The sequence below is a fragment of the Citrobacter sp. Cpo091 genome (genome assembly GCF_030332645.1).
GTDB lineage: Bacteria > Pseudomonadota > Gammaproteobacteria > Enterobacterales > Enterobacteriaceae > Citrobacter > Citrobacter portucalensis.
This window is the reverse complement of record NZ_JAOWHL010000040.1, coordinates 277,804-303,620: the sequence shown is the minus strand read 5'-3', so window position 1 is coordinate 303,620 and position 25,817 is coordinate 277,804. Positions and strand designations below refer to the sequence as shown.

Annotated in this window: 21 protein-coding genes; 17 read left to right on the top strand and 4 right to left on the bottom strand. The window is 52.9% G+C overall.

Annotated features, from left to right (window positions below):
* The first annotated feature begins 106 nt into the window (after positions 1–106).
* Positions 107–2,953: a two-component system sensor histidine kinase RcsC gene (gene rcsC / locus OGY04_RS20355; RefSeq protein ID WP_008785313.1), complete on the top strand. Its 2,847-nt coding sequence runs from the start codon at positions 107–109 to the stop codon at positions 2,951–2,953.
* Positions 2,954–3,071: 118 nt separating this feature from the next.
* Here rcsC and rcsB read toward each other — a convergent pair whose 3' ends face one another.
* Both rcsB and rcsD read right to left on the bottom strand, forming a co-directional pair.
* Positions 3,072–3,722 carry a response regulator transcription factor RcsB gene (gene rcsB / locus OGY04_RS20350; protein ID WP_003027592.1) on the bottom strand — a complete coding sequence of 217 codons (651 nt, stop codon included), beginning with the start codon at positions 3,720–3,722 and terminating at the stop codon, positions 3,072–3,074.
* A gap of 16 nt (positions 3,723–3,738) precedes the next feature.
* Positions 3,739–6,408, bottom strand: a complete 2,670-nt coding sequence (gene rcsD / locus OGY04_RS20345) for a phosphotransferase RcsD (protein ID WP_286585960.1) — start codon at positions 6,406–6,408, stop codon at positions 3,739–3,741.
* A 738-nt stretch (positions 6,409–7,146) separates the two neighbouring features.
* On the opposite strand from rcsD, the gene OGY04_RS20340 reads away from it, so the two are divergent.
* From OGY04_RS20340 to mgtE, 6 genes are all read left to right on the top strand, one after another.
* Entirely contained in the window at positions 7,147–8,262 is a 1,116-nt protein-coding gene (locus tag OGY04_RS20340; protein ID WP_048215883.1) for a porin OmpC, read from the top strand.
* Between the two features lie 114 nt (positions 8,263–8,376).
* Positions 8,377–9,429, top strand: a complete 1,053-nt coding sequence (gene apbE / locus OGY04_RS20335; protein ID WP_079934557.1) for an FAD:protein FMN transferase ApbE — start codon at positions 8,377–8,379, stop codon at positions 9,427–9,429.
* Positions 9,430–9,508: 79 nt separating this feature from the next.
* Positions 9,509–10,573, top strand: a complete 1,065-nt coding sequence (gene ada / locus OGY04_RS20330; protein ID WP_286585959.1) for a bifunctional DNA-binding transcriptional regulator/O6-methylguanine-DNA methyltransferase Ada — start codon at positions 9,509–9,511, stop codon at positions 10,571–10,573.
* On the top strand, positions 10,573–11,223 hold the full coding sequence (gene alkB, locus OGY04_RS20325) for a DNA oxidative demethylase AlkB (protein ID WP_048224665.1): 651 nt from the start codon (positions 10,573–10,575) through the stop codon (positions 11,221–11,223). The genes ada and alkB overlap by 1 nt, the downstream gene beginning before the upstream one ends.
* A 75-nt stretch (positions 11,224–11,298) precedes the next feature.
* Positions 11,299–12,942 (top strand): multidrug ABC transporter permease/ATP-binding protein, encoded by a 1,644-nt coding sequence (locus OGY04_RS20320; protein ID WP_286585958.1) that lies wholly within the window; start codon positions 11,299–11,301, stop codon positions 12,940–12,942.
* A gap of 105 nt (positions 12,943–13,047) precedes the next feature.
* Positions 13,048–14,484: a magnesium transporter gene (mgtE, locus tag OGY04_RS20315; protein ID WP_008785304.1), complete on the top strand. Its 1,437-nt coding sequence runs from the start codon at positions 13,048–13,050 to the stop codon at positions 14,482–14,484.
* Here the strand turns inward: mgtE and OGY04_RS20310 are convergent.
* Positions 14,447–15,694, bottom strand: coding sequence for a SulP family inorganic anion transporter (locus OGY04_RS20310; protein WP_286585957.1), 1,248 nt, complete (start codon positions 15,692–15,694; stop codon positions 14,447–14,449). The genes mgtE and OGY04_RS20310 overlap by 38 nt on opposite strands.
* Positions 15,695–15,971: 277 nt before the next feature.
* Here OGY04_RS20310 and mqo point away from each other — a divergent pair, with 277 nt between their 5' ends.
* Positions 15,972–17,633 (top strand): malate dehydrogenase (quinone), encoded by a 1,662-nt coding sequence (mqo, locus tag OGY04_RS20305; RefSeq protein ID WP_100272100.1) that lies wholly within the window; start codon positions 15,972–15,974, stop codon positions 17,631–17,633.
* A gap of 93 nt (positions 17,634–17,726) precedes the next feature.
* Here the strand turns inward: mqo and eco are convergent, their stop codons facing one another.
* Positions 17,727–18,224 carry a serine protease inhibitor ecotin gene (gene eco, locus OGY04_RS20300; RefSeq protein ID WP_032941984.1) on the bottom strand — a complete coding sequence of 166 codons (498 nt, stop codon included), beginning with the start codon at positions 18,222–18,224 and terminating at the stop codon, positions 17,727–17,729.
* Between the two features lie 413 nt (positions 18,225–18,637).
* Here eco and napF point away from each other — a divergent pair, with 413 nt between their 5' ends.
* The 9 genes from napF to ccmB are packed head-to-tail and all read left to right on the top strand — an operon-like array spanning position 18,638 to position 25,772.
* On the top strand, positions 18,638–19,129 hold the full coding sequence (napF, locus tag OGY04_RS20295) for a ferredoxin-type protein NapF (protein ID WP_003027564.1): 492 nt from the start codon (positions 18,638–18,640) through the stop codon (positions 19,127–19,129).
* Positions 19,119–19,382 carry a chaperone NapD gene (gene napD / locus OGY04_RS20290; RefSeq protein ID WP_003027560.1) on the top strand — a complete coding sequence of 88 codons (264 nt, stop codon included), beginning with the start codon at positions 19,119–19,121 and terminating at the stop codon, positions 19,380–19,382. The genes napF and napD overlap by 11 nt, the downstream gene beginning before the upstream one ends.
* Positions 19,379–21,865: a nitrate reductase catalytic subunit NapA gene (gene napA, locus OGY04_RS20285; RefSeq protein ID WP_008785300.1), complete on the top strand. Its 2,487-nt coding sequence runs from the start codon at positions 19,379–19,381 to the stop codon at positions 21,863–21,865. Before napD ends, napA begins: the two co-directional genes overlap by 4 nt.
* A gap of 6 nt (positions 21,866–21,871) precedes the next feature.
* Positions 21,872–22,567 (top strand): ferredoxin-type protein NapG, encoded by a 696-nt coding sequence (gene napG, locus OGY04_RS20280; protein ID WP_003834629.1) that lies wholly within the window; start codon positions 21,872–21,874, stop codon positions 22,565–22,567.
* The gene (napH, locus tag OGY04_RS20275) at positions 22,554–23,417 is read left to right on the top strand and encodes a quinol dehydrogenase ferredoxin subunit NapH (RefSeq protein ID WP_003027552.1); all 864 of its coding nucleotides are present in this window, start codon (positions 22,554–22,556) and stop codon (positions 23,415–23,417) included. The genes napG and napH overlap by 14 nt, the downstream gene beginning before the upstream one ends.
* Positions 23,414–23,863 (top strand): nitrate reductase cytochrome c-type subunit, encoded by a 450-nt coding sequence (napB, locus tag OGY04_RS20270; protein WP_003834627.1) that lies wholly within the window; start codon positions 23,414–23,416, stop codon positions 23,861–23,863. The genes napH and napB overlap by 4 nt, the downstream gene beginning before the upstream one ends.
* Before the next feature lie 9 nt (positions 23,864–23,872).
* Positions 23,873–24,475 carry a cytochrome c-type protein NapC gene (napC, locus tag OGY04_RS20265; protein ID WP_003027548.1) on the top strand — a complete coding sequence of 201 codons (603 nt, stop codon included), beginning with the start codon at positions 23,873–23,875 and terminating at the stop codon, positions 24,473–24,475.
* A 20-nt stretch (positions 24,476–24,495) separates the two neighbouring features.
* Positions 24,496–25,116: a cytochrome c biogenesis heme-transporting ATPase CcmA gene (gene ccmA / locus OGY04_RS20260; protein WP_008785298.1), complete on the top strand. Its 621-nt coding sequence runs from the start codon at positions 24,496–24,498 to the stop codon at positions 25,114–25,116.
* Positions 25,113–25,772: a heme exporter protein CcmB gene (gene ccmB / locus OGY04_RS20255; protein ID WP_048215891.1), complete on the top strand. Its 660-nt coding sequence runs from the start codon at positions 25,113–25,115 to the stop codon at positions 25,770–25,772. Before ccmA ends, ccmB begins: the two co-directional genes overlap by 4 nt.
* Positions 25,773–25,817: the final 45 nt, after the last annotated feature.

Below are 25,817 nucleotides of genomic sequence, written 5' to 3'. Positions count from 1 at the left end.
AAGGGCCGGAGAAATCCGGCCCTTTTTTTAATGGCATTGCGACAAAAGACATTTACCGCTACCTTAACCACACTCTATTAATGCCCTGAGGCGGAGCTTCGCCCCTTTGAAATACCTTGCTTCCGTTCATTCAACCCTAAAAGTTTCACGCTACCTGTTCAGAGCGTTGGCGCTCGTCATCTGGTGTCTGATTGCGTTCGCCTCCGTGTTCTACATTGTGAATGCGCTGCACCAGCGAGAGTCAGAGATCCATCAGGAGCTTAATCTCAGCTCCGATCAAGCCCAGCGCTACATTCAGCGCACATCTGATGTCATTAAAGAGCTTAAATATATTGCCGAGAATCGCTTAACGGCAGAAAACGGTGTGATGTCGCTGCGGGCGCGAGATGATAAAACCGTCGTGCCTAATTTTGAGCCGTTGTTTGCCGACTCAGACTGTTCTGTCATGGGCAACGCCTGGCGAGGTTCTCTGGAATCACTGGCATGGTTTATGCGCTACTGGCGCGACAACTTTTCCGCCGCCTATGATTTAAATCGAGTGTTCCTGATTGGCAGCGACAACCTCTGTATGGCCAATTTCGGCTTGCGTGATATGCCTGTCGAACGTGACGAGGCCCTGAAGGCGTTGCATGAGCGCATTATTAAGTATCGCAATGCTACGCAAGATGAAAACGGCAACAACCTGTTCTGGATCAGCCAGGGGCCACGTCCGGGAGTAGGGTATTTCTATGCGCTGACGCCGGTTTACCTCGCCAATCGCCTCCAGGCGCTGTTGGGCGTAGAGCAGCCTATTCGTATGGAGAATTTCTTCACGCCGGGCAGTTTACCGATGGGCGTGACCATCCTCGACGAAAATGGGCATGCGCTGATTTCGCTCACTGGCCCTGAAGGGAATATTAAGGCTGAGCCCCACTGGATGCAGGAACGCTCCTGGTTTGGTTACACGCCGGGTTTCCGCGAGCTGGTATTGAAGAAGAATCTGCCTCCGTCCTCCCTGAGCATCGTTTATTCCGTTCCGGTCGATCTGGTGCTGGAGCGAATCCGCATGATGATCCTGAACGCTATCTTGTTGAACGTGCTGGTTGGCGCGGCATTGTTTATGCTCACGCGCATGTATGAACGGCGCATTTTTATTCCAGCGGAAAGCGATGCTCAGCGGCTGGAAGAACATGAGCAGTTTAACCGTAAAATCGTAGCTTCTGCGCCGGTGGGTATTTGTATTCTGCGCACGATGGATGGGATTAACATCCTGAGTAACGAACTGGCGCACACCTATCTGAATATGCTGACGCATGAAGACCGTCAGCGGTTAACGCAAATTATTTGCGGCCAACAGGTCAATTTTGTTGATGTGCTAACCAGCAACAATACCAATCTGCAAATCAGCTTTGTGCACTCGCGCTATCGCAATGAAAATGTGGCAATTTGTGTCCTGGTTGATGTCAGTGCGCGCGTTAAAATGGAAGAGTCGTTGCAGGAGATGGCGCAGGCGGCGGAACAGGCCAGCCAGTCCAAATCGATGTTCCTTGCGACGGTGAGCCATGAGCTACGTACACCGTTGTATGGCATTATCGGAAACCTTGATTTGTTGCAAACCAAAGAGTTACCGAGTGGGGTGGATCGTCTGGTAACGGCGATGAATAACTCTTCCAGCCTGCTGCTGAAAATTATCAGCGATATTCTCGACTTCTCAAAAATTGAATCTGAACAGCTGAAGATTGAGCCGCGAGAGTTTTCACCGCGTGAAGTCATGAACCATATTACGGCTAACTATTTGCCGCTGGTGGTCCGCAAGCAGTTGGGGTTGTACTGCTTTATCGACCCGGATGTGCCTGTGGCGCTGAATGGCGATCCGATGCGTTTACAACAGGTGATTTCTAATCTGCTGAGTAACGCAATCAAGTTTACCGATACCGGTTGTATTGTGCTGCACGTGCAGTGCAGCGGCGACTACCTGAGCATTCGAGTGCGTGATACTGGTGTAGGGATCCCTGCCAAAGAGGTGGTTCGGTTGTTCGATCCTTTCTTCCAGGTGGGGACTGGCGTACAGCGTAATTTCCAGGGAACGGGACTCGGTTTGGCGATTTGTGAAAAACTGATCAGCATGATGGATGGGGATATTTCCGTCGATTCCGAGCCGGGAATGGGGAGTCAGTTTACGCTGCGTATTCCGCTTTATGGCGCACAGTATCCGCTGAAAAAGGGTGTTGAAGGATTGGCAGGCACGCGTTGCTGGCTGGCAGTACGCAATGCGTCACTGTACCAATTTCTCGAATCCAGCCTGACGCGTAACGGGATGACGGTGCTGCGATATGAGGGACAACAGCCCGATGCGGATGACCTGCTGGTGGCTGACGATGTGCTGGAACAGGCCTGGCAGGGACGGGCAGCGGTGATTTTCTGCCGCCGCCATATTGGCATTCCGCTGGAAAGAGAGCCTGGAGAATGGGTACACAGCGTGGCGTCACCGCACGAGCTGCCTGCGCTGTTGGCGCATATCTATAGCGTAGAGCTGGGGAGTGAAGATCTCTCCACGGCGCTGCCAGCCCCGGATAAAGCAGGTGCGACGAACGATGACATGATGATCCTGGTTGTTGACGATCACCCTATCAACCGGCGCTTACTGGCCGATCAGCTGGGATCGTTGGGATATCAGTGTAAAACGGCGAATGACGGTGTGGATGCGCTCAATGTACTCAGCAAAAACCATATCGATATCGTGCTGAGTGACGTCAACATGCCAAACATGGATGGTTATCGCCTGACGCAGCGTATCCGCCAGCTAGGGTTAACGCTGCCTGTTGTGGGAGTAACGGCAAACGCGCTGGCCGAAGAGAAGCAGCGTTGTCTGGAATCAGGTATGGATAGCTGTCTGTCCAAGCCGGTGACCTTAGACGTATTGAAGCAAACGCTGGCGGTCTATGCGGAAAGAGTGAGAAAAACGCGGGGATAGGGGATAAAAGAGCCGGATGGCGGCGTTAGTCTTATCCGGCCGACGAAACGTGCACGATGCTGTGTGTTCGTAGGCCTGATAAACGCAGCGCCATCAGGCATTTTGACGTGATAAAGAATTACTCTTTGTCTGACGGACTCAGCGTCACGGAGGAGAGGTAATTCAGCAGTGCGATATCGTTTTCCACACCGAGCTTCATCATTGCCGATTTTTTCTGGCTACTGATGGTTTTAATGCTGCGGTTGAGCTTTTTGGCGATCTCAGTAACCAGGAAACCTTCGGCAAACAAGCGCAGAACTTCACTCTCTTTCGGTGACAGACGTTTGTCGCCATAGCCGCTGGCGCTGATTTTCTCCAGCAGACGAGACACGCTTTCCGGGGTAAATTTCTTACCTTTCTGCAGCGCGGCCAGCGCTTTTGGCAGGTCGGTTGGCGCGCCTTGTTTCAGTACGATCCCTTCAATATCGAGATCCAGTACCGCGCTCAGGATAGCCGGATTGTTGTTCATGGTCAGAACGATAATCGACAGGCTCGGGAAATGACGCTTGATATATTTAATTAACGTGATCCCATCACCGTATTTATCTCCCGGCATGGAGAGGTCGGTAATCAACACATGCGCATCCAACTTAGGCAAATTGTTGATCAGTGCAGTGGAGTCTTCAAATTCGCCGACAACATTTACCCACTCGATTTGCTCAAGTGATTTACGAATACCGAACAGTACAATCGGGTGGTCATCGGCAATAATTACGTTCATAGTGTTCATGTATTGGGCTACCTTGCTACAGCAAGCTCTTGACGTAAACGTCAATGTCGCTGATGTATTTTTCTATACCTGGAGCATCTTTCTCTTGAATAAGATGTTCCAGCGCTTCACATAACTGCTTGCCGGGTACCAGATTAAGCATGGCAAACACGCCTTTCAGGCGATGGGCCGTTTGGGCTAATGCAGCGAAATCGCTGATAGCCGCCTCAGTATACAACCTCTTAACATCATCCGGTACTGTGTCTACAAAGAGAGCGTAGTAACCACTGGCATGAAGTTCGGCGTTTTCATCTCCGCCGAGGGGGAGTTCCTGGAACTCTTCTTGTGCCAGCTGCTCTTCAATCAGCTCAAGGACAGCTTCCTGCATAGCATTGCTCATATTAAAGTTGACGCGCAGCTGACCGGGGCCAATTTTCCGTACGCCAGACTCATCATCGCTTAAAAGCAAGCCCGAGGCAGTAAGATTAGACGGATTATCCGTTAAAAAGAGATCATATTCTTGACTATTCAACCGTTCATCAGGCGTGATGCAGGTTGCCCCCCAGTTTTCCAGCTGACGTAATACAATGCTACGTACGTCATTTGAGGTGACATCAACCATTACGCAGACGTCATCCAACAGGCGCTCTTCACTATCAGCATGTTGATCGTGCAGCGGCATTTTAACATGGACGATGTAACGTGTTCCAAGTTCTTCCCGTGCTTTAATATTCAGGTGTCCGCCAAGCTTGCGGGCTAACTGATCGCACAGCCAGAACGTCAGCGGGTTGGCTTTGCCATACCGATCGCCCTGCGTGTCATTAATGAATGGGAAATGGAGATTATCAACTTCATTTAATGTGACGCCTTCCCCGGTATCCAGAATGCGGAAGGTCAGGCGTTCGGCCTCTGACTCATCCTGGTCGACTTCCAGCGTGATTTTACCAATCTGCGTGGTGGTTACCGCATATTGGATCAACAGCAGCAAAATACGGCGCAAGGCATCGCGATCGCCACGGCGTTCGTCATGGGCGCTTAAGTGATTTTTAATCAGCAGCTGCAGCCCTTTACGCTTAATGGCCGGCAGAACCTCCGGAACCACGTCGTCAATTAATGCCTGCACGGAAAACAGTGTGGATTCACCTTTCCAGGCATCGTTCTCCAGCAGGTTGGCTAGCTGGATTTCGTCCACCATGCGCACCAGAACGTCGGCCTGATTGGCCAGTTTCTGGCTGTCTGGTGTATTGAGCGCGGCGGCATTAGCAGCCAGCGTTTTCGCGGGGTCTTTCAGCGCGCTGCCAATATTCTGCATAAAGGCCGCGCGGGCCTGCTGGTTTTTCTCATACAGCCGCTGCGCTTGTTTCAGTTTCTTATTGACCAGCACCTCGCGGTCCTGGTCACGAATGATAAAGATCTGCGTTCTCGGGGAGATCTGGCTGCGAAACAGTCTGATTTCATACAGTTCATTATTGATGGTGGCCTGAATCACTCCCTGATGCTGCTCTGCCATATTGGTAATGTTTTGCAGATTTAAATGCGGCAGCAGGTGGTCGGCAATTTTATTGCTGATAACCGTGCGGTTTGCTTCCTGATCGTGTACCAGTAATCCCAGCGGCAGAAGGGAAACAATCTCTTCATTGATTGCGCGCAGAACACGCAGCTCATTATTTGCCGCAAGGTTTGGCGCCACTTCAGTCGAACGGGCAGGGAGGTGGCGAAAGGTGGTATAACCAAACAGCGCCAGGGCCAGTAACGCAATGTTCAATAACAGCGGCAGCAGAATGTTTTGCAGCGTATCCAGCAGCAAGGAACCAAATGGAACTTGCCATACCAGTCGCATATCCGTTGAATTCAGCGCTGAAGAGATTTCAATCTTGCCATTGTTGAAGCTGATACTGACGCTGTCTGGTGACTCTTTTTCAGTAACATGCTCGGTTGTTGAGGTGGCATCAGGTTCCAGATGGAAACTGTCCAACGGCATCCCAGGAGGGATCAGGTCATTAATGGGGAGGTCAAAGGCGACAACGGTGGCCAAATGCCCCGGTTGATTAAAGGTCGTGCGTAGCGTGAAGTAATGTCCGTTCTGCCAGACCTGGCGGCGTAAAGAAGAGAAGCTTTCACGCTCATCCAGCGCATTAGCCTGTTGCAGCATTTCAGCGCGTCGGGAATCGACAATATTCCCAATCGTCGATTCTTTAAAACCGGAGGTAAGATCTTTCAGTGGTAACGTCGAGATGAGGATCAGGCTGTTATCCTGACCATTCAGGTAATACATTGACCACGGGACATTCTCCGCGCCCCACAGCGTATCCAGATACGTTGAAATGCGCTGGGTCATTTCCAGTGTAGAACTGTCATGCGAGCCGAAAATCAGCGCTTCAGTCTTTCTGCGGGGTTTCTCAAGATAATAGATATCTTGTTTCAGACGCGTTTCCTGTAGCCCATCTGCGCCTGGCGAACTGGTTGTAGCGGCAATATTGTCATAGATTTGCCAGGTCACGTATCGCCAGGTATCGACCCTTTTATGAATGGCATGGGTAATATCGACAATCTGATAACTCTTATCCTTTAGCCAGGTGTTGACGGCGCTCTGGACCATAACACCCATCATCACCAACAGCACAACGATCAGTAATAAGAAGAAACGGGTAATACTTCCTGGTAACAGGGAGAATCGGGTGGAAACCGTTGTGTCAGACTGACTCATTCGTGTTTATGACCTGTTAAACGACGCGAAAGATGAAGGGGCAGTATAAAGGGTAATGTATGAATTACCACACTTACACCGCGCGGCATAGCTTGCATTTTTTACGCCTCATTTTGTTGCAGCCATGACGGTGCAAAGGTGTACAGTGGATAAAGGCGGGTACAAATATTTGTACGGAAAGTATACATTTAGCATTAAATAACAAGAAATTATTTATCAAATTTATATCTGATCACAATGCCACGAGATAGTTAATAGTCGTTATAGTTTTTCATCGGTAGCACAGAAAGGTAAGCTTTGTGTAAAGAAGGGTAAAAAAAAACCGAACGCTGAGCATTCGGCTGAAATAGGGGTAAACAGACATTCATAAATGAATGACGGTAATAAATAAAGTTAATGATGATAGCGGGTCTATTTTAGTTGCGAGTGAAGATTTTGTTTTGTCATTCAGTGCTATAAGATATTTTTGTGCAATTCATTGATTTTAAAGTGAATTGAAATGATTCTTGATTATTTGTGCTTATTTCTACTGTTTTTTGATTTTAAAAAAGTTCCCTTGTATTAACATTTAGAAACATCTATGCCGATAAATGAAACACCTTAAAAGTTTTAGTATCATATTCGTGTTGGATTATTCTGTGTTTTTGCGGAGAATGAAGTTGCCGACTGGTTAATGACCTTAATCAGTATGCAGTGGCATAAAAAAGCAATAAAGGCATATAACAGAGGGTTAATAACATGAAAGTTAAAGTACTGTCCCTCCTGGTACCAGCACTGCTGGTAGCAGGCGCAGCGAATGCGGCTGAAATTTATAACAAAGACGGCAACAAATTAGATCTGTACGGTAAAGTCGACGGTCTGCACTATTTCTCCGACAACAAAGGTGATGATGGTGACAAGACTTACATGCGTATCGGCTTCAAAGGCGAAACTCAGGTTAACGACCAACTGACCGGTTACGGCCAGTGGGAATACCAGATTCAGGGTAATGCGGCTGAAAGTGAAAACAACGCCTGGACGCGTGTGGCGTTTGCGGGTCTGAAATTCGCTGACGTAGGTTCTTTCGACTACGGTCGTAACTACGGCGTAGTTTACGACGTAACGTCCTGGACCGACGTCCTGCCAGAATTCGGCGGCGATACTTACGGTGCTGACAACTTCATGCAGCAGCGTGGTAACGGCTTCGCGACCTACCGTAACACCGACTTCTTCGGTTTGGTTGATGGCCTGAACTTTGCCATTCAGTATCAGGGTAAAAACGGTAGCGTAAGCGGCGAAGACGAGAACGGCAGAACGTTCACTGGCGTGACCAACAACGGTCGTGACGCGCTGCGTCAAAACGGCGACGGCGTTGGCGGATCTATCACTTATGATATCGGTGAAGGCTTCGCACTGGGTACTGCTGTCACCAGCTCCAAACGTACTGACGAGCAGAACCGTTTGAACTTCGGTACTGGCGACCGTGCTGAAACCTACACTGGTGGTCTGAAATACGACGCGAACAACGTGTACCTGGCAGCACAGTACACCCAGACCTACAACGCAACGCGTGCGGGCTCTCTGGGCTGGGCTAACAAAGCACAGAACTTCGAAGCTGTTGCGCAGTACCAGTTCGACTTCGGTCTGCGTCCGTCCGTGGCTTACCTGCAGTCCAAAGGTAAAGACCTGGGCCGCGGCTATGGCGACGAAGATATCCTGAAATATGTTGATGTTGGCGCGACCTACTACTTCAACAAAAACATGTCCACCTATGTTGATTACAAAATCAACCTGCTGGATGACAACCAGTTCACTCGTGATGCTGGCATCAGCACCGATGACATCGTAGCACTGGGCCTGGTTTACCAGTTCTAATCTAGATTATGTCTATCAAAGGCCCTGCGGGGCCTTTTTTAATGCCGTTTTTTCGCCGTACAAACAACGATTTTTGGTGTACTCTTGCGCCCGTTCGCATGAGGATAATTACGTATGGAAATGAATTTTTATCGCGCAGCACTGCTGGCTGTGACGATCTTTTTTGTCGGGTGCGATGAGGCCCCGAAACCTGCTCAGACCACAATTCCTGCCACGGTTCTGGAAGGTAAAACGATGGGCACTTTCTGGCGGGTCAGTGTGGTAGGCGTAGATGCCAAACGCGCCAGGGAACTGCAGGCCAAGATCCAGACTCAGCTTGATGCCGATGATCAACTGCTCTCCACCTATAAAAACGATTCTGCGTTAATGCGCTTTAACCTGTCGAAAAGCCTGTCGCCGTGGCCGGTTAACGACGCCATGGCGGATATCGTGACTTCGGCGCTACGCATTGGTGCAAAAACCGATGGGGCCATGGATATCACCGTGGGGCCGTTAGTCAACCTGTGGGGCTTTGGCCCGGATCAGCAGCCGTTGCATATTCCCACCCAAGCGCAAATTGACGCTGCAAAAGCGCAAACCGGGCTTTCTCATCTGAAAGTTGTGAATGAAGCGCATCAGAACTACCTGCAAAAAGACTTGCCGGATCTGTATGTTGATCTCTCGACCGTTGGTGAAGGGTACGCCGCCGATCATCTGGCTCGATTGATGGAGCAAGAGGGGATCTCCCGTTATCTGGTTTCCGTTGGTGGTGCGCTGAACAGCAGGGGAATGAATGCTGAAGGGCATCCGTGGCGAGTGGCAATCCAGAAACCCACCGATCGTGAAAACGCGGTGCAGGCGATTGTCGACATTAACGGGCACGGCATTAGCACCTCCGGCAGCTACCGGAACTATTATGAGCTGGACGGTAAGCGCCTTTCCCATGTTATCGACCCGCAAACCGGTCGCCCGATCGAACATAATCTGGTGTCCGTAACGGTGATTGCGCCAACGGCGCTGGAAGCCGATGGCTGGGATACCGGATTGATGGTGCTCGGCCCGGAAAAGGCCAAAGAAGTCGTGCGTCGTGAAGGGCTGGCGGTCTATATGATTGTGAAAGAGGGTGAGGGGTTTAAAACCTGGATGTCGCCGCAGTTTAATAGCTTTCTGGTCAGCGAAAAAAATTAAAAAGCAAGATTGCGGGTTTTTATGCCCGACGATGGGGACACACTGAGGCTAAGCGCTATGCTTAACAAAGGAGTCCGAAATGAAAAATCGTTTACGCATCACTGACGATGACCGTTGGCAGTCCGTTGTGGATCGCGACGTTGACGCCGACGGTCAGTTTGTTTTTGCCGTCCAGACCACCGGTGTTTTCTGCCGTCCGTCCTGTCGGGCAAAACATGCGCTGCGCAAAAATGTCCGTTTTTTCGCCGATGCCCAGCAGGCACAGGATGCCGGGTTTCGCCCCTGTAAGCGCTGCCAGCCGGATAAAGACAGCGCGCAACAGCATCGGCTGGATAAAATTGCCCGCGCCTGTCAGTTGTTGGAGCAAGAGTCACCTCTTACGTTGGACGAGCTGGCACAGCAGGTGGCAATGAGCCCGTATCACTTGCATCGTCTGTTCAAAGCCACGACGGGCATGACCCCGAAAGTGTGGCAACAATCATGGCGTGCTCGCCGTCTGCGCGATGCCCTGGCGAAAGGTGTTTCGGTTACACAGGCGATTCTCAACGCCGGATTCCCCGACAGCAGCAGCTACTACCGCAAAGCCGATCAAGCATTAGGCATGACGGCAAAGCAATTTCGTAAAGGTGGCGACAACGTTTCTGTACGCTATACCCTCGCAGATTGCGCTCTGGGCCGTTGTCTGGTGGCGGAAAGCGAGCGGGGTATCTGCGCGATCTTGCTTGGCGATGATGACGCTACGTTGGTTGCGGATCTTCATGCGCTGTTTCCCGCCGCGCAGGATGTACCTGCAGATGCCGATTTTCAGCAGCGCGTGCACGAAGTGATCGTCGCGATCAACTCGCGTGACGCGTCGCTATCGCTACCCCTGGATATTCGGGGAACAGCCTTTCAGCAGCAGGTGTGGCAGGCGCTGTGCGCAATTCCGTGCGGTGAAACAGTGAGTTACCAACAGTTGGCCAGCGCCATCGGCAAACCGAAGGCGGTGCGCGCGGTGGCCAGTGCCTGTGGGGCCAACAAACTGGCGATTGTTATCCCGTGTCACCGGGTGATCCGTGGCGATGGCGCACTTTCGGGCTACCGATGGGGTATTGCGCGCAAGGCGCAGTTACTGCAACGGGAAACTACTGGCGAGGAAACATAATGCTCGATCTCTTTGCGGATGCTAAACCCTGGCAGGAGCCGCTGGCGTCAGGTGCGGTTATTCTGCGACGTTTCGCTTTTGACTCTGCGCCCTCTTTACTGCAGGCGATAGCGGCTGTCGCCAGACAGTCGCCGTTTCGCCAGATGGTGACGCCCGGCGGCTATACGATGTCGGTGGCGATGACCAACTGCGGCCATCTGGGCTGGACGACGGATCAGCATGGCTATCTTTATTCTCCGTTTGATCCACTCACCGGCACGCACTGGCCGCCGCTGCCGGATGCGTTCGCTGATTTGTGCCAACAGGCGGCGACGGCGGCGGGCTATGCTGATTTTCAACCCGATGCCTGCCTGATTAACCGCTACACGCCAGGGGCAAAACTGTCCTTACATCAGGATAAAGATGAGCCCGACCTGCGGGCGCCAATTGTCTCTGTATCGCTGGGGCTACCAGCCATCTTTCAATTTGGCGGCTTGCGCCGTAATGACCCTTTAAAGCGTTTACTGCTGGAACACGGCGATGTCGTGGTGTGGGGCGGTAATTCGCGGCTGTTTTATCATGGGATCCAGCCGCTTAAGACGGGCTATCATCCGTTGACCGGAGACTGTCGTTACAATCTGACTTTTCGCCAGGCAGGTAAAAAAGAATAAAAATAAGAATTATTATTGCTGTCAGCGAAGAGATGTTTAAACTGCGGGCTGTTATTACTTGTCCGGGTTGTGTGCATGGAACTTTTACTTCTTGTCTGGCGGCAGTATCGCTGGCCATTTATCAGCGTGATGGCGCTCAGCCTCGCCAGCGCCGCGTTGGGGATTGGGCTGATTGCGTTTATCAACCAGCGCTTGATCGAAACGGTCGACACCACGCTGATGGTGCTACCGGAGTTTCTTGGCCTGCTGCTGTTGTTGATGGTTGTCACCCTCGGTTCTCAGCTGGCGTTGACCACGCTGGGTCACCACTTTGTCTACCGCCTGCGTAGCGAATTTATCAAACGAATTCTGGATACTCACGTCGAGCGTATTGAACAGCTTGGCAGCGCCTCGTTGCTGGCCGGTTTAACCAGTGATATCCGCAACATCACCATCGCCTTTGTTCGTCTGCCTGAGCTGGTGCAGGGGATTATCCTGACCATAGGGTCGGCGGCGTATCTGGCGATGCTGTCGACCAAAATGCTACTGGTAACGGCAGTCTGGATGGCAATCACCATCTGGGGCGGATTTGTGCTGGTGGCGCGGGTGTATAAACACATGGCCACCTTGCGCGAAACTGAAGACAAGTTGTACAACGATTATCAGACGGTGCTGGAAGGGCGCAAAGAGCTGACGCTTAACCGCGAGCGCGCCGAGCATATCTTTAATCAGATGTACGTCCCGGATGCCAAAGAGTATCGCCACCATATTATCCGTGCCGATACCTTCCACCTGAGCGCGGTTAACTGGTCGAACATTATGATGCTGGGTGCCATTGGCCTGGTGTTCTGGATGGCTAACAGTCTGGGATGGGCTGATACCGCCGTGGCAGCGACCTATTCTCTGACGCTGTTATTCCTGCGAACACCGTTGCTCTCTGCCGTTGGCGCGCTGCCGACACTGCTCACGGCACAGGTGGCGTTCAACAAGCTGAATAAATTCGCACTGGCACCTTTTAAGGCCGAATTCCCACGCCCAACCGCGTTTCCCAACTGGCAAACGCTGGAGCTGCGCAACGTGGTTTTCCACTATCAGGATAATGCGTTTTCCGTGGGGCCGGTGAATCTGACGATTCATCGCGGTGAACTGATCTTTCTGATTGGCGGTAACGGTAGCGGAAAATCTACGCTGGCGATGTTACTGACCGGTCTATACCAGCCGCAGTCAGGCGAAATATTGCTTGATGGTAAGGCCGTTGCCGTTGAAAAACCGGAAGACTACCGCAAGCTATTCTCCGCCGTGTTTACCGACGTCTGGCTGTTCGACAAAATGCTGGGGCCGGAAGGTAAAGAGGCTAATCCGCAGCTGGTCGCGAAGTGGCTGGAACATCTGAAGATGGGTCATAAGCTGGAGCTGAGCGATGGTCGTATCCTCAATCTGAAGCTGTCGAAAGGGCAGAAGAAACGCGTGGCGCTGCTGCTGGCCCTGGCGGAGGAGCGCGACATCATTCTGCTGGATGAATGGGCTGCCGATCAGGATCCCCATTTCCGCCGGGAGTTCTATCAGGTGCTATTGCCTTTGATGCAGGAAATGGGGAAAACCATTTTCGCCATAAGCCACGACGATCACTATTTTATTCACGCCGATCGTCTACTGGAAATGCGTAACGGACAGTTGAGTGAACTGTTGGGCGATGAACGTGACGCCGCCTCGCGCGACGCGGTGGCTCGCACAGCCTGATCCTTCGTGCCGCCGGTTTTTTAGCCACCCGACGGCACTGTTTATTGTTATTTACATAAATCGGCATCATGATTAATGATATTTCATATCATGGATTTATGATTAATGTCTGTAATAAACAAAAACAGCGCCAGACTGCGTGATGAAGAGCGTGCGCGCCTCATCTGGCTGCTGACCACTGATAAAGCCATTATTTCAACGCTGTTGGGCAAGCTTACCCTGGCTGAGCAATATGACGTCGGTACGTTAGCCGACGATATTGCTGAGGTAGGGGCGCTGGTGGCCCACCTGCCACCGCCTGACCTGGCCGATACCCTCGAAGCTTTGCCCTCTGAAGAGCGCCACGCCCTGTGGCGACTGGTCGAAAATGAAAAGCGCGGTAACGTCTTGCTTGAGGCGTCTGAAAACGTCTGGGACGACCTGATCGATGAGATGAGCGACCGCGAGCTGCTGGATGCGCTGCAATATCTCGATATCGATGAACAGATTTACCTGGTGCAGCATTTGCCTCGTAACCTTACCGGTCGTCTGCTGGCGACGTTACCGGCAGAGGAGAGGACGCGCGTCCGCCAGGTGCTGCACTACGAGAAAAATAGCGTCGGCGCGATCATGGAGTTCGAGGTCATCACTGTGCGTCCGGACGTGACGCTGGAAGTGGTGCAACGCTATCTGCGGCGGCTGGGGAAAATGCCGGAGAACACCGATAAACTTTTCGTGACCGATCGCAATAAAGTGCTGGTTGGCGAACTGACGCTAACCTGCATTTTACTCAATGATGTGCAGCGAAAAGTCAGCGAGGTGATGGAAGATGACCCGCTCACCTTTTCTCCTGAAGATATCGCCGAAAACGCTGCGCGTACCTTCGAACGCGACAACCTGGTCAGCGCCGCGGTGGTTGACCCTTCCGGTAAACTGATGGGCCGTTTAACCATCGATGAGATTGTCGACGTTGTCTATGAAGAAACCGACACCGATCTGCGTCGAATGGGGGGCTTAAGCGCCGAAGAGGACGTGTTTGCGCCTGTTACCAAAGCGGTAAAAACCCGCTGGGCGTGGTTGGCCGTTAACCTCTGTACCGCCTTTATCGCCTCGCGGGTGATCGACGGTTTTGAACATACGATTTCGCAACTGGTGGCGCTGGCCTCGTTGATGCCGATTGTGGCGGGTATCGGCGGCAATACCGGGAATCAAACTATCACTATGATCGTCCGCGCGCTGGCGCTGCAAAATATTCAGCCGGGGAACCTGACGTTTCTCATCCTGCGCGAGATGGGCGTGGCGCTAATCAACGGCCTCGTGTGGGGCGGGATTATGGGGGGCATTACCTGGTGGCTGTACGATGATATGGCGCTCGGTGGTGTGATGACTCTGGCGATGATGCTCAATCTGCTGATGGCGGCGTTGATGGGGGTTATCATTCCGATGACGATGGTGAAGCTCGGGCGCGACCCGGCGGTCGGCTCGAGCGTCATGATAACCGCTATCACTGATACTGGTGGTTTCTTTATTTTTCTCGGTCTGGCAACGCTGTTTCTGATGTAGTCGCCCGTTTGCGTCTGACGATACGCGGTAGAATAAGCATCGTCATCATCCCGGCAACCACGCCAATCGCCAGGTTGCCGGTAGAAACCGTGGCAGCGACGGTCACCAGCATCACCAGCGTTTCAGTGACGGGTAGTTTCGTCAGCGTGGCGGGCTGGATGCTGTGCCAACTGAAGGTTTTTACCGCCACAATCACCATAATACCTGCCAGCACCGACATGGGTATTTCTGCCATCACTTCGCTTAACCCTGTGACTAACAGGAGTAATACCAGTCCGGCGGCAACCGTCGAGACGCGGCTGCGTCCTTTGCCCATCTCGACGTTAACGATGGTTTGACCAATCATCGCGCACCCGGCGATGCCGCCATAAAATCCGGCCAGAATATTGGCTATCCCCAGCCCGGCACTCTCGCGATTTTTATTCGACGGCGTCACCGTCAGGTCATCCACCAGACGGGCGGTTAACAACGACTCCATCAAACCAACAAAAGCGATACTCAGCGCGCAGGGCCAGATAATCGCCAGCGTGTGCAGGTTGAGCGGAACCAACAACTGGGTGAAACCCGGCAGTCCGCCGCTCATTGAACCTTCGTCACCGACGGTCGGTAACAGTTGCCCGCTGGTGACAGTGAACACGGTTAGCAGCACGATGGCGATAAGCGGTGCGGGAATTGCTTTAATAAACCGCGGAACCCACAGCACAATCAGCAGCGTCAGGACAAACAACCCCCAGATGAGCGGGCTTTTGCCCCAGAAATGCGGGACCTGGGCAAAGAAAATCAATATACCCAGCGCGTTAACAAAGCCGGTCATCACGGCTGTAGGGATGAATCGCATCAGACGTGCCATTCCCAATACACCAAACAGGATCTGAATCATCCCGGCCAGCACCACTGCAGGCAGGATGTATTGCACGCCGTGTTGATGCACCATCGGACCAATCACCAGCGCGACAGATCCTGCAGCGGCGGTAACCATTGCGGGACGACCGCCTAAAAAAGACATCGCCAGGCACAGTACGACGGAGGCGATCAGACTGACTTTAGGATCAACGCCTGCGATCACGGAAAACGAGATTACTTCCGGGATCAGCGCCAGGGCGGTTACCACACCGGCCAGCGTTTCGCGAACCAGCAGACGGGGTTGGCGGAGCACGGCACGGGTCGCGTGTTCAGCGACTGCGGCAGAGGAATGTTGAGTTGCAGACATAGTTACACTCAGGTCAGAAATGGCCTGATACAGCAGACCGACAGGCATCCGTGCAGTGAATAGCAAAGCGCAGCATAGTACCCGTCTGACGGACTGGTTTCCAGAAATGATTGTCAATAACCGTATAAACTATCAACGTATTAATAACATTTTTAAAAATAAAATATAATTTATAAACAATATTTAATTATTTTTACTTAAGTGTTACCGTTGGTGCCGCTCGATTTTCACCTGCATTAAAAGCAAAAAGCGATACTAAAAGTAAGGCATTAACATTATGAAAAAAGTGACTGCCATGCTCTTCACCATGGCCGTTGGGCTGAATGTTGTCTCGATGGCGGCAAAAGCGAAAGCGGCGGAAGAGCAGGAAACGGATGTGCTGTTGATTGGCGGCGGCATCATGAGCGCCACGCTGGGAACCTATTTACAGGAGCTGGAGCCGCAATGGTCAATGACCATGGTTGAGCGACTGGATGGTGTAGCACAGGAAAGCTCAAACGGCTGGAATAACGCCGGAACCGGCCACTCCGCACTGATGGAGCTGAACTACACGCCTAAAAAGGTCGACGGTAGCATCAGCATTGAAAAGGCAGTCGAAATTAACGAAGCCTTCCAGATTTCCCGCCAGTTTTGGGCCTATCAGGTCAATAATGGCGTAATGCATGAACCACGCTCGTTTATCACCACCGTTCCGCACATGAGTTTTGTCTGGGGTGACGAGAACGTGAACTTCCTTCGTGCCCGTTACACCGCACTGCAGCAGAGCACGCTGTTCCGTGGTATGCGCTATTCAGAAGACCACGCGCAGATCAAAGAGTGGGCGCCGCTGGTCATGGAAGGTCGCGATCCGCAGCAGAAAGTCGCGGCAACGCGTACCGAGATTGGTACTGACGTGAACTACGGCGAAATCACCCGCCAACTGATTACCTCATTGCAGAAAAAGCCCAACTTTGCGCTGCAGTTGAGCACCGAAGTGCGTGGCTTTAAGCGTAATGCCGATAATAGCTGGACGGTCACGGTCGCCGATCTGAAAAATAACGAAGCGGAACACGATATCAAGGCGAAATTTGTCTTTATCGGTGCCGGTGGCGCTGCGCTGAAGCTGTTGCAGGAAACCGACATTCCGGAAGCGAAAGGCTATGCCGGATTCCCGGTTGGCGGGCAGTTCCTGGTTGCAGAAAATCCGGATGTGGTCAATCGCCACCTGGCGAAAGTGTACGGTCAGGCCTCCGTTGGCGCGCCGCCGATGTCTGTACCGCATATCGATACCCGTATCCTTGATGGCAAGCGCGTTGTGCTGTTTGGGCCATTCGCGACATTCTCCACCAAGTTCCTGAAAAACGGTTCATTGTGGGATTTGCTCAGCTCGACCACCACCTCGAACTTTATGCCGATGGTCAACGTGGGTCTGGATAACTTCGATCTGGTGAAATATCTGGTGAGCCAGGTCATGCTCAGCGACGACGACCGTTTCGCCGCGCTGCAAGAGTACTATCCGCAGGCGAAAAAAGAAGACTGGCGTTTATGGCAGGCGGGCCAGCGTGTGCAGATCATCAAAAGCGATGCGGAGAAGGGCGGCGTGCTGCGTCTGGGTACTGAAGTCGTCAGTGATAAAGAAGGCACGATTGCAGCGTTGCTGGGAGCTTCTCCGGGCGCATCAACTGCGGCACCGATCATGCTGCATCTGATGGAAAAAGTGTTTAAAGATAAAGTAGCCAGCCCCGAGTGGCAGGCGAAGCTGAAAACCATTATTCCGTCTTATGGTACTAAGCTGAACGGTAACGTTGAGGCTACGGAACAAGAGTTGCAGTACACCAGTGAGGTTCTGGGTCTGAAATATGACAAGCCGCAGGTTGCTGATGAAGCACCGAAACCACAACTGAAACCTCAGGCACAACCGCAGCCTGAACAGAAAGCCGTTGCGGATATAGCGCTGTAAAATAAAATGCCGGATGGCGCTGTGCTTATCCGGCATTGTTTATGCGTCTGTAGGCCGGATAAGGCGGTACGCCGCCATCCGGCACATTCTCACTTAGCGCGTGACTGCGTCCTGAATTTTGTCTTCCGCTTTCCAGATACGGTATTTAACGTCCACGTTTTCCGGGGTGTAGACCACAATCGGCAGCTTGCTGTTGTAACGCAGCATTCCGTCATCACCCAGATGCGCAGTAATGAATTTCTTCTCTTTCTTACCGTCTGGGCAGGCCATCATGGTTGAAACCGGAGACGTAACTTTGTCAAAGACATAGTAGTCATATCCCCAACCTTCCAGCGTTTTGCTGTCCAGTTCTCCGCCCAGGCGGTGTTGGTTACAGTCAACTTCCAGCGTTTGTCCGATCAGCAGTTCTACTTTCAGAGTAGATTCATCTTTCTCAGGGGTAAGCTGGATAACCTGGCGCTTCATACCCTTTTCCGCCTTGGGATAAGGGGCGACTTTTTCCAGCGGCTGAGCGGCGGTTTCGTTACTGGCAGCCCATGCAGAGGTGCTGGCAAAGGCGGCGAAAAGTACGGCAGGGACAATTGTCTTCATCTTATTGTTCACAGTGTTTCCTTTCTTCTGTCTTATGAACGAGTCTGTAGCAGGTTAACATATTTGGATAATCTATTAATCTGGATTTACTTATATTTAAAGTGTATTAAGTAGGGTTTTGTTGCCATGGTGGCGATATATACTAGGAATTATCCTAATATTGAGATCTTTGTCTTTTTGAATAATTCGTTATATACATGGTTATATAACTCATTGAAATGTGAGCAAAAGCGCATTTTTTCCCGCCAACTCAACACTCCTTTGATCCGGCAACAGCATTTACCCCAATTGGGGTATGCACCTCTAACACATCCTGAAATATCTTACGGCTAAAAATAACTACTCATAAATAGTGCAGTTTTTTATGTCGTTCAACCCGCCGAGGGAGGGCGTCATTATGGAAGGACAATGTCATGGTTGATTTATCCCGTCGAGGTATGTTGACAGGCAGTTGGCGAAACGCCAGCGCAGGGATCCGTCCGCCGTGGAGCAAGGAAGACTCTCACTTTCTGGCCCATTGCCTCCGTTGTGACGCCTGCATCCAGGCGTGCGAAACCGACATCCTGCAGCGAGGCCAGGGTGGTTACCCGAGCGTAAATTTCAAACACGGCGAGTGCAGCTTTTGCTATGCCTGCGCAGAAGCCTGTCCCGAATCACTTTTTCTTCCGCGCCACACCAGGGCATGGGATCTGAATTTTACGATTGGGGAAAACTGTCTCGCACATCAGTCCGTTGAATGTCACCGCTGTCAGGATAGCTGTGAGCCCATGGCAATAACCTTTCGTCCCACGCTGTCCGGCATTTATCAGCCGCAGCTCGACAATCAGGACTGTAACGGATGTGGCGCCTGTGTCGCTATCTGCCCGGTATCAGCCATTAACGCGGAGTACAACCATGGACAATAACTGGCAGGTCTGCAGCCTGGTCGTTCAGGCCAAAAGCCAGCATATCAACGATATCGCCACGCAGTTGCGTTCTTTTCCCGGTTGCGAAGTTGCACTCAGCGATGTGGAAAGTGGTCAGTTGATTGTGGTGGTGGAAGCTGAGCAAAGTGAAACGCTAATGAAAACAATTGAGTCAGTACGCAACGTTGCGGGCGTACTGGCGGTGTCGCTGGTTTATCACCAGCAGGATGAGCAAGGTGAGGAAACACCATGAAACTCAGTCGTCGTAGCTTTATGAAAGCTAACGCCGTTGCGGCCGCTGCGGCGGCTGCCGGGTTAAGCGTGCCGGGCGTTGCCCGCGCGGTAGTCGGTCAGCAAGAAGCCATTAAATGGGACAAAGCCCCGTGCCGTTTTTGCGGGACGGGCTGTGGCGTATTGGTCGGAACGCAGCAAGGGCGTGTTGTGGCATGCCAGGGCGATCCGGATGCGCCGGTTAACCGTGGGCTCAACTGCATCAAAGGTTACTTCCTGCCGAAAATCATGTACGGAAAAGACCGTTTAACGCAGCCGATGCTGCGCATGAAAGACGGCAAGTATCACAAAGAAGGCGAGTTCACCCCGATTAGCTGGGACCAGGCCTTTGACGTGATGGAAGAGAAATTCAAAACGTCGATGAAAGAGAAAGGCCCTGAGTCTATCGGTATGTTCGGCTCTGGCCAGTGGACGATTTGGGAAGGTTATGCCGCTGCCAAATTGTTTAAAGCGGGTTTCCGTTCCAATAACATCGACCCGAACGCACGTCACTGCATGGCCTCAGCGGTAGTCGGTTTTATGCGTACCTTCGGTATGGATGAACCGATGGGCTGCTATGACGATATCGAACATGCGGATGCCTTCGTCCTGTGGGGCGCGAATATGGCAGAGATGCACCCGATCCTGTGGTCGCGCATCACCAACCGTCGTCTCTCCGATCCTAACGTGAACGTCGCGGTTCTCTCCACCTTCCAGCACCGCAGCTTTGAGCTGGCGGATAACGGTATGGTCTTCACGCCGCAAACCGATCTGGTGATCCTCAACTACATCGCGAACTACATCATTCAAAACAATGCGATTAACCAGGATTTCTTTAGCAAGCACGTTAACCTGCGTAAAGGCGTGACGGACATCGGCTACGGTCTGCGTCCAACCCATCCGCTGGAAAAAGCGGCGAAAAACCCGGGATCCGATGCTTCTGAACCGATGAGCTTTGAGGATTACAAAGCCTTCGTTGCTGAGTACACGCTGGATAAAACCGCCGAAATGACCGGCGTACCGAAAGATCAGCTGGAACAACTGGCGCAGCTGTATGCCGATCCGAAGAAAAAAGTCATCTCCTACTGGACGATGGGCTTTAACCAGCACACCCGCGGCGTGTGGGCCAACAACCTGGTCTATAACCTGCACTTGCTGACTGGCAAAATCTCCCAGCCAGGCTGCGGCCCGTTCTCTCTGACCGGCCAGCCTTCAGCCTGCGGCACCGCGCGTGAAGTCGGTACGTTCTCCCACCGTCTGCCTGCGGACATGGTGGTAACGAACGAAAAACACCGCGATATCTGTGAGAAGCACTGGAATATTCCGTCAGGGACCATTCCGGCAAAAGTTGGTCTGCACGCCGTGGCGCAAGACCGCGCGCTGAAAGATGGCAAGCTCAATGTCTACTGGGCGATGTGTACTAACAACATGCAGGCCGGTCCGAACATCAACGAAGAGCGTATGCCGGGCTGGCGTGATCCGCGTAACTTCATCATCGTCTCCGATCCGTACCCGACGATCAGCGCCCTGTCGGCTGACCTGATCCTGCCGACCGCGATGTGGGTAGAGAAAGAAGGCGCCTACGGGAACGCGGAACGCCGTACACAGTTCTGGCGTCAGCAAATTAAAGCGCCGGGCGAATCGAAATCGGATCTGTGGCAACTGGTGCAGTTCTCTCGTCGCTTCAAAACAGAAGAAGTATGGCCGGAAGAGCTGCTGGCACAAAAACCGGAACTGCGCGGTAAAACGCTGTATGACGTGCTGTTTGCTACGCCAGCAGTAACGAAATTCCCAGTGACTGAACTGGCTGAAGATCAACTGAACGATGAATCCCGCGAGCTGGGCTTCTATCTGCAAAAAGGGTTGTTCGAAGAGTACGCCTGGTTTGGCCGCGGTCATGGGCACGATCTTGCGCCATTTGACGATTACCACAAAGCGCGCGGTTTACGCTGGCCGGTCGTTGAGGGTAAAGAGACCCAGTGGCGCTACAGCGAAGGCAACGACCCTTACGTGAAAGCAGGTGAAAGCTACAAGTTCTACGGTAAACCGGACGGTAAAGCGGTTATCTTCGCGCTGCCATTTGAGCCTGCTGCTGAAGCGCCGGATAAAGAATATGACCTGTGGCTGTCTACCGGACGTGTGCTGGAACACTGGCATACCGGCAGTATGACGCGTCGTGTGCCTGAACTACACCGTGCATTCCCGGAAGCCGTGCTGTTTATCCACCCGCTGGATGCAAAAGCACGCGATCTGCGCCGTGGCGATAAGGTCAAAGTGATTTCCCGTCGTGGCGAAGTGATTTCGATTGTTGAAACACGCGGTCGTAACCGTCCGCCGCAGGGGCTGGTGTACATGCCGTTCTTCGATGCCGCACAGCTGGTGAATAACCTGACGCTGGATGCGACGGATCCGCTCTCCAAAGAGACGGATTTCAAGAAGTGCGCCGTGAAACTGGCGAAGGTGTAACGCGTTATGTCCCGGTCAGCAAAACCCCAAAATGGCCGCCGCCGCTTTCTGCGCGATATGGTTCGCGCAGCGGGCGGGCTGGCCGTCGTTGGCGTGGCGCTGGGGTTGCAACAACAAACCGCACGCGCAACCGGCGTGCGGTTGCGCCCGCCAGGTGCACTGAGCGAGGAGGCATTCGCCAGCGCCTGCGTACGTTGCGGTCAGTGCGTTCAGGCATGTCCCTATGACACGCTGAAGCTGGCAACGCTGGCCTCCGGGCTGGCGGCCGGTACGCCATATTTTGTCGCCCGTGATATTCCCTGCGAAATGTGTGAGGACATTCCGTGTGCCAAAGTCTGCCCGAGCGGCGCGTTGGACAGGGAAATTGAATCCATTGACGATTCGCGTATGGGGCTGGCGGTACTGCTGGATCACGAAAACTGCCTCAACTATCAGGGACTACGCTGCGACGTTTGCTATCGCGAGTGCCCGAAAATTGATGAGGCGATCACCCTGGAGCTGGACCGCAATATGCGTACCGGCAAGCATGCGCGGTTTATTCCGACCGTGCACAGCGATGCCTGTACCGGCTGTGGGAAATGCGAAAAAGTCTGCGTACTGGAACAGCCAGCAATAAAAGTGCTGCCGCTGTCGCTGGCGAAAGGGGAGTTAGGACACCATTACCGCTTCGGTTGGCTGGAGGGGAACAATGGCAAATCGTAAACGTGATGCCGGGCGTGAAGCGCAGGCAAAAAAAGGATGGTGGAAGAGTCATCGCTGGCTGCTGCTGCGTCGTTTGAGTCAGTTTCTGATACTGGCGATGTTCCTCAGCGGCCCGTGGCTTGGCGTGTGGATCCTGCATGGCAACTACAGTAGCAGCCTGTTGCTGGACGCTATCCCGTTCACCGATCCGCTGATTACTCTGCAAAGCCTGGCCAGCGGGCATCTGCCGGCGACGGTGGCGTTAACGGGAGCAGCTATCATCACGGTGCTGTATGCCCTGGCCGGTAAGCGACTGTTTTGCAGTTGGGTTTGTCCCATGAACCCGGTTACCGATTTAGCCAGTTGGTTGCGCAGAAGGTTTGACCTGAATCAGTCCGCAACCCTGCCGCGCCATATACGGTACGTCCTGCTGGTGGTTATCCTGGTCGGTTCCGCCCTGACCGGTACGCTGTTGTGGGAGTGGATAAATCCAGTCTCTCTGCTTGGACGGAGCCTGGTAATGGGATTCGGTAGCGGAGCGCTGCTGATCCTCGCGCTGTTTTTATTTGATTTACTGGTCGTTGAGCATGGCTGGTGCGGGCATCTTTGCCCACTGGGTGCGCTGTATAGCGTGGTGGGAAGCAAAGGGGCATTAACCGTTTCGGCAAAAGAACGTAACAGATGTAACCGCTGTATGGATTGTTTTCATGTTTGCCCGGAACCGCATGTGCTACGTGCGCCGGTGCTGGATGAGCAAAGTCCGGTGCAGGTAACCAGCCGCGATTGCATGGCCTGCGGTCGCTGCGTGGATGTCTGTTCTGAGGATGTTTTTACAATAACAACACGATGGAGTTCGGGAGCGAAATCATGAAAAGCCATGACCTGATTAAGACGCTGTGTCAATGGACGGCCCTGCTTGCCCTGGTCGTCAGTGGGGCCGTTTGGGCTGCAAATGGAGTGGATCTGAGCCAGTCACCGGAAGTCTCAGGAACACAGGAAGGGGCGATTCGCATGCCGAAAGAGCAAGAGCGCATGCCGCTGAACTATGTGAATCAGCCGCCGATGGTTCCGCATAGCGTTGAAGGGTATCAGGTGACGACTAACACTAACCGCTGCCTGCAATGCCACGGTGTGGAAAGCTATCGCACTACCGGTGCGCCGCGCATCAGTCCGACGCACTTTATGGACAGCGACGGCAAGGTATTGGCTGAAGTTGCGCCGCGTCGTTATTTCTGCCTGCAATGTCACGTTCCGCAGGCTGACGCCGCGCCGATTGTTGAAAATACCTTCACCCCCTCGAAAGGTTACGGGAAATAAGAGGTCATTATGGAAAATTCTAACCGTAAACCAGGCTGGATTAAGCGCGTCTGGCAATGGTGGCGTCGCCCCAGCCGTCTGGCGCTCGGCACGCTGTTGTTAATCGGCTTTGTGGGCGGCATTATTTTCTGGGGCGGCTTTAATACCGGTATGGAAAAGGCCAATACAGAAGAGTTCTGCATTAGCTGTCACGAAATGCGCAATACGGTATACCAGGAATACATGGAAACCGTACACTACAACAACCGCAGTGGTGTGCGAGCGACTTGCCCTGATTGCCACGTCCCGCATGAGTGGGGCCCGAAAATGATTCGTAAGATCAAGGCCAGTAAAGAGCTGTACGCGAAAGCACTGGGGCTGATAGATACACCGCAGAAATTTGAAGACCATCGTTTGACGATGGCGCAAAATGAGTGGCGGCGTATGAAAGATAATAATTCGCAAGAGTGCCGAAACTGTCACAACTTCGAGTTTATGGATTTAACCGCCCAGAAAGGCGTTGCGGCCAAAATGCACGACCAGGCCGTGAAAGACGGGCAAACCTGTATTGACTGTCATAAAGGGATAGCGCACAAACTGCCTGATATGCGCGAAGTCAAACCGGGCTTTTAACAGGATGTAGATAACCAGGTATGCTTGAAGCCAGAGAATTACTTTGCGAGCGAGATGACAGAATACTGTTCAGCAATCTGTCATTTCGCGTCAACGCAGGGGAATGGGTACAAATTACCGGCAGCAACGGCGCAGGGAAAACTACTCTGCTGCGGTTGCTTACCGGGCTGGCGCGTCCCGATGCAGGGGAGGTTTGCTGGCAAGAGCAGCCGCTGCATCACGTGCGGGACAGCTACCATCAGCAACTGCTGTGGATCGGACATCAGCCGGGGATAAAAACCCGGCTTTCGGCGTTGGAGAACCTGCGTTTCTTCCATCATGACGGCGACATTGCACAGTGTCTGGCTGCGCTGGCACAGGCGGGACTTGCCGGATATGAAGATATTCCGGTGAACCAGCTCTCCGCCGGACAACAGCGGCGCGTGGCGCTGGCCCGTTTGTGGCTGACCCGCGCCCGGCTGTGGATCCTCGATGAACCCTTTACCGCCATTGATGTGAACGGCGTTGAGCGACTGACTCAGCGTATGGCGCAGCATACGGAGCAGGGCGGTATTGTTATTCTCACCACCCACCAACCGCTCAATGTCGAAACCGATAAAGTGCGACGTATTGCGCTGACCAGCGAGAGGGCAACGCAATGATGTGGCGAATCTTCCGTTTAGAACTGCGAGTTGCGTTTCGTCATAGTGCGGAAATCGCCAATCCTTTATGGTTCTTCCTGATTGTTATTACGCTGTTCCCCCTGAGCATTGGGCCGGAACCGCAGCTACTGGCACGCATTGCGCCGGGCATCATTTGGGTTGCGGCGCTGCTGGCGTCATTGCTGGCGCTGGAACGCCTGTTTCGTGATGATCTGCAGGACGGCAGCCTTGAGCAACTGATGCTGCTGCCGTTACCGCTACCGGCCGTGGTGCTGGCGAAAGTGATGGCGCACTGGGTCGTGACCGGCCTGCCGCTGTTGATTCTCTCGCCGCTAGTGGCGCTGCTGCTGGGCATGGATATGTACAGCTGGAAAATTATGGCGCTGACGTTGTTACTCGGAACGCCGACGCTGGGCTTCCTCGGTGCGCCGGGTGTGGGGCTGACGGTGGGTTTAAAGCGCGGCGGCGTGTTGTTAAGCGTGCTGGTGCTCCCGCTCACCATACCCTTACTGATTTTTGCAACCGCCGCGATGGATGCGGCTTCTATGCACTTACCGGTTGAAGGGTACATGGCAATTCTGGGCGCGTTGCTGGTCGGCAGCGCCACGTTAAGCCCGTTTGCCACAGCTGCGGCGTTACGGATAAGCGTGCAGTAACGAGAATTAGATGTGTAGGCCGGGCAAGGTGCTCTGGCACAACGG

Excerpts from the sequence above, each read along its gene's own strand:
- rcsB (WP_003027592.1), bottom strand. The coding sequence starts at position 3,722 with ATGAACACTATGAACGTAATTATTGCCGATGACCACCCGATTGTACTG.
- rcsD (WP_286585960.1), bottom strand. The coding sequence starts at position 6,408 with ATGAGTCAGTCTGACACAACGGTTTCCACCCGATTCTCCCTGTTACCA.
- OGY04_RS20340 (WP_048215883.1), top strand. The coding sequence starts at position 7,147 with ATGAAAGTTAAAGTACTGTCCCTCCTGGTACCAGCACTGCTGGTAGCA.
- apbE (WP_079934557.1), top strand. The coding sequence starts at position 8,377 with ATGGAAATGAATTTTTATCGCGCAGCACTGCTGGCTGTGACGATCTTT.
- ada (WP_286585959.1), top strand. The coding sequence starts at position 9,509 with ATGAAAAATCGTTTACGCATCACTGACGATGACCGTTGGCAGTCCGTT.
- alkB (WP_048224665.1), top strand. The coding sequence starts at position 10,573 with ATGCTCGATCTCTTTGCGGATGCTAAACCCTGGCAGGAGCCGCTGGCG.
- OGY04_RS20320 (WP_286585958.1), top strand. The coding sequence starts at position 11,299 with ATGGAACTTTTACTTCTTGTCTGGCGGCAGTATCGCTGGCCATTTATC.
- mgtE (WP_008785304.1), top strand. The coding sequence starts at position 13,048 with ATGTCTGTAATAAACAAAAACAGCGCCAGACTGCGTGATGAAGAGCGT.
- OGY04_RS20310 (WP_286585957.1), bottom strand. The coding sequence starts at position 15,694 with ATGTCTGCAACTCAACATTCCTCTGCCGCAGTCGCTGAACACGCGACC.
- mqo (WP_100272100.1), top strand. The coding sequence starts at position 15,972 with ATGAAAAAAGTGACTGCCATGCTCTTCACCATGGCCGTTGGGCTGAAT.
- eco (WP_032941984.1), bottom strand. The coding sequence starts at position 18,224 with ATGAAGACAATTGTCCCTGCCGTACTTTTCGCCGCCTTTGCCAGCACC.
- napF (WP_003027564.1), top strand. The coding sequence starts at position 18,638 with ATGGTTGATTTATCCCGTCGAGGTATGTTGACAGGCAGTTGGCGAAAC.
- napD (WP_003027560.1), top strand. The coding sequence starts at position 19,119 with ATGGACAATAACTGGCAGGTCTGCAGCCTGGTCGTTCAGGCCAAAAGC.
- napA (WP_008785300.1), top strand. The coding sequence starts at position 19,379 with ATGAAACTCAGTCGTCGTAGCTTTATGAAAGCTAACGCCGTTGCGGCC.
- napG (WP_003834629.1), top strand. The coding sequence starts at position 21,872 with ATGTCCCGGTCAGCAAAACCCCAAAATGGCCGCCGCCGCTTTCTGCGC.
- napH (WP_003027552.1), top strand. The coding sequence starts at position 22,554 with ATGGCAAATCGTAAACGTGATGCCGGGCGTGAAGCGCAGGCAAAAAAA.
- napB (WP_003834627.1), top strand. The coding sequence starts at position 23,414 with ATGAAAAGCCATGACCTGATTAAGACGCTGTGTCAATGGACGGCCCTG.
- napC (WP_003027548.1), top strand. The coding sequence starts at position 23,873 with ATGGAAAATTCTAACCGTAAACCAGGCTGGATTAAGCGCGTCTGGCAA.
- ccmA (WP_008785298.1), top strand. The coding sequence starts at position 24,496 with ATGCTTGAAGCCAGAGAATTACTTTGCGAGCGAGATGACAGAATACTG.
- ccmB (WP_048215891.1), top strand. The coding sequence starts at position 25,113 with ATGATGTGGCGAATCTTCCGTTTAGAACTGCGAGTTGCGTTTCGTCAT.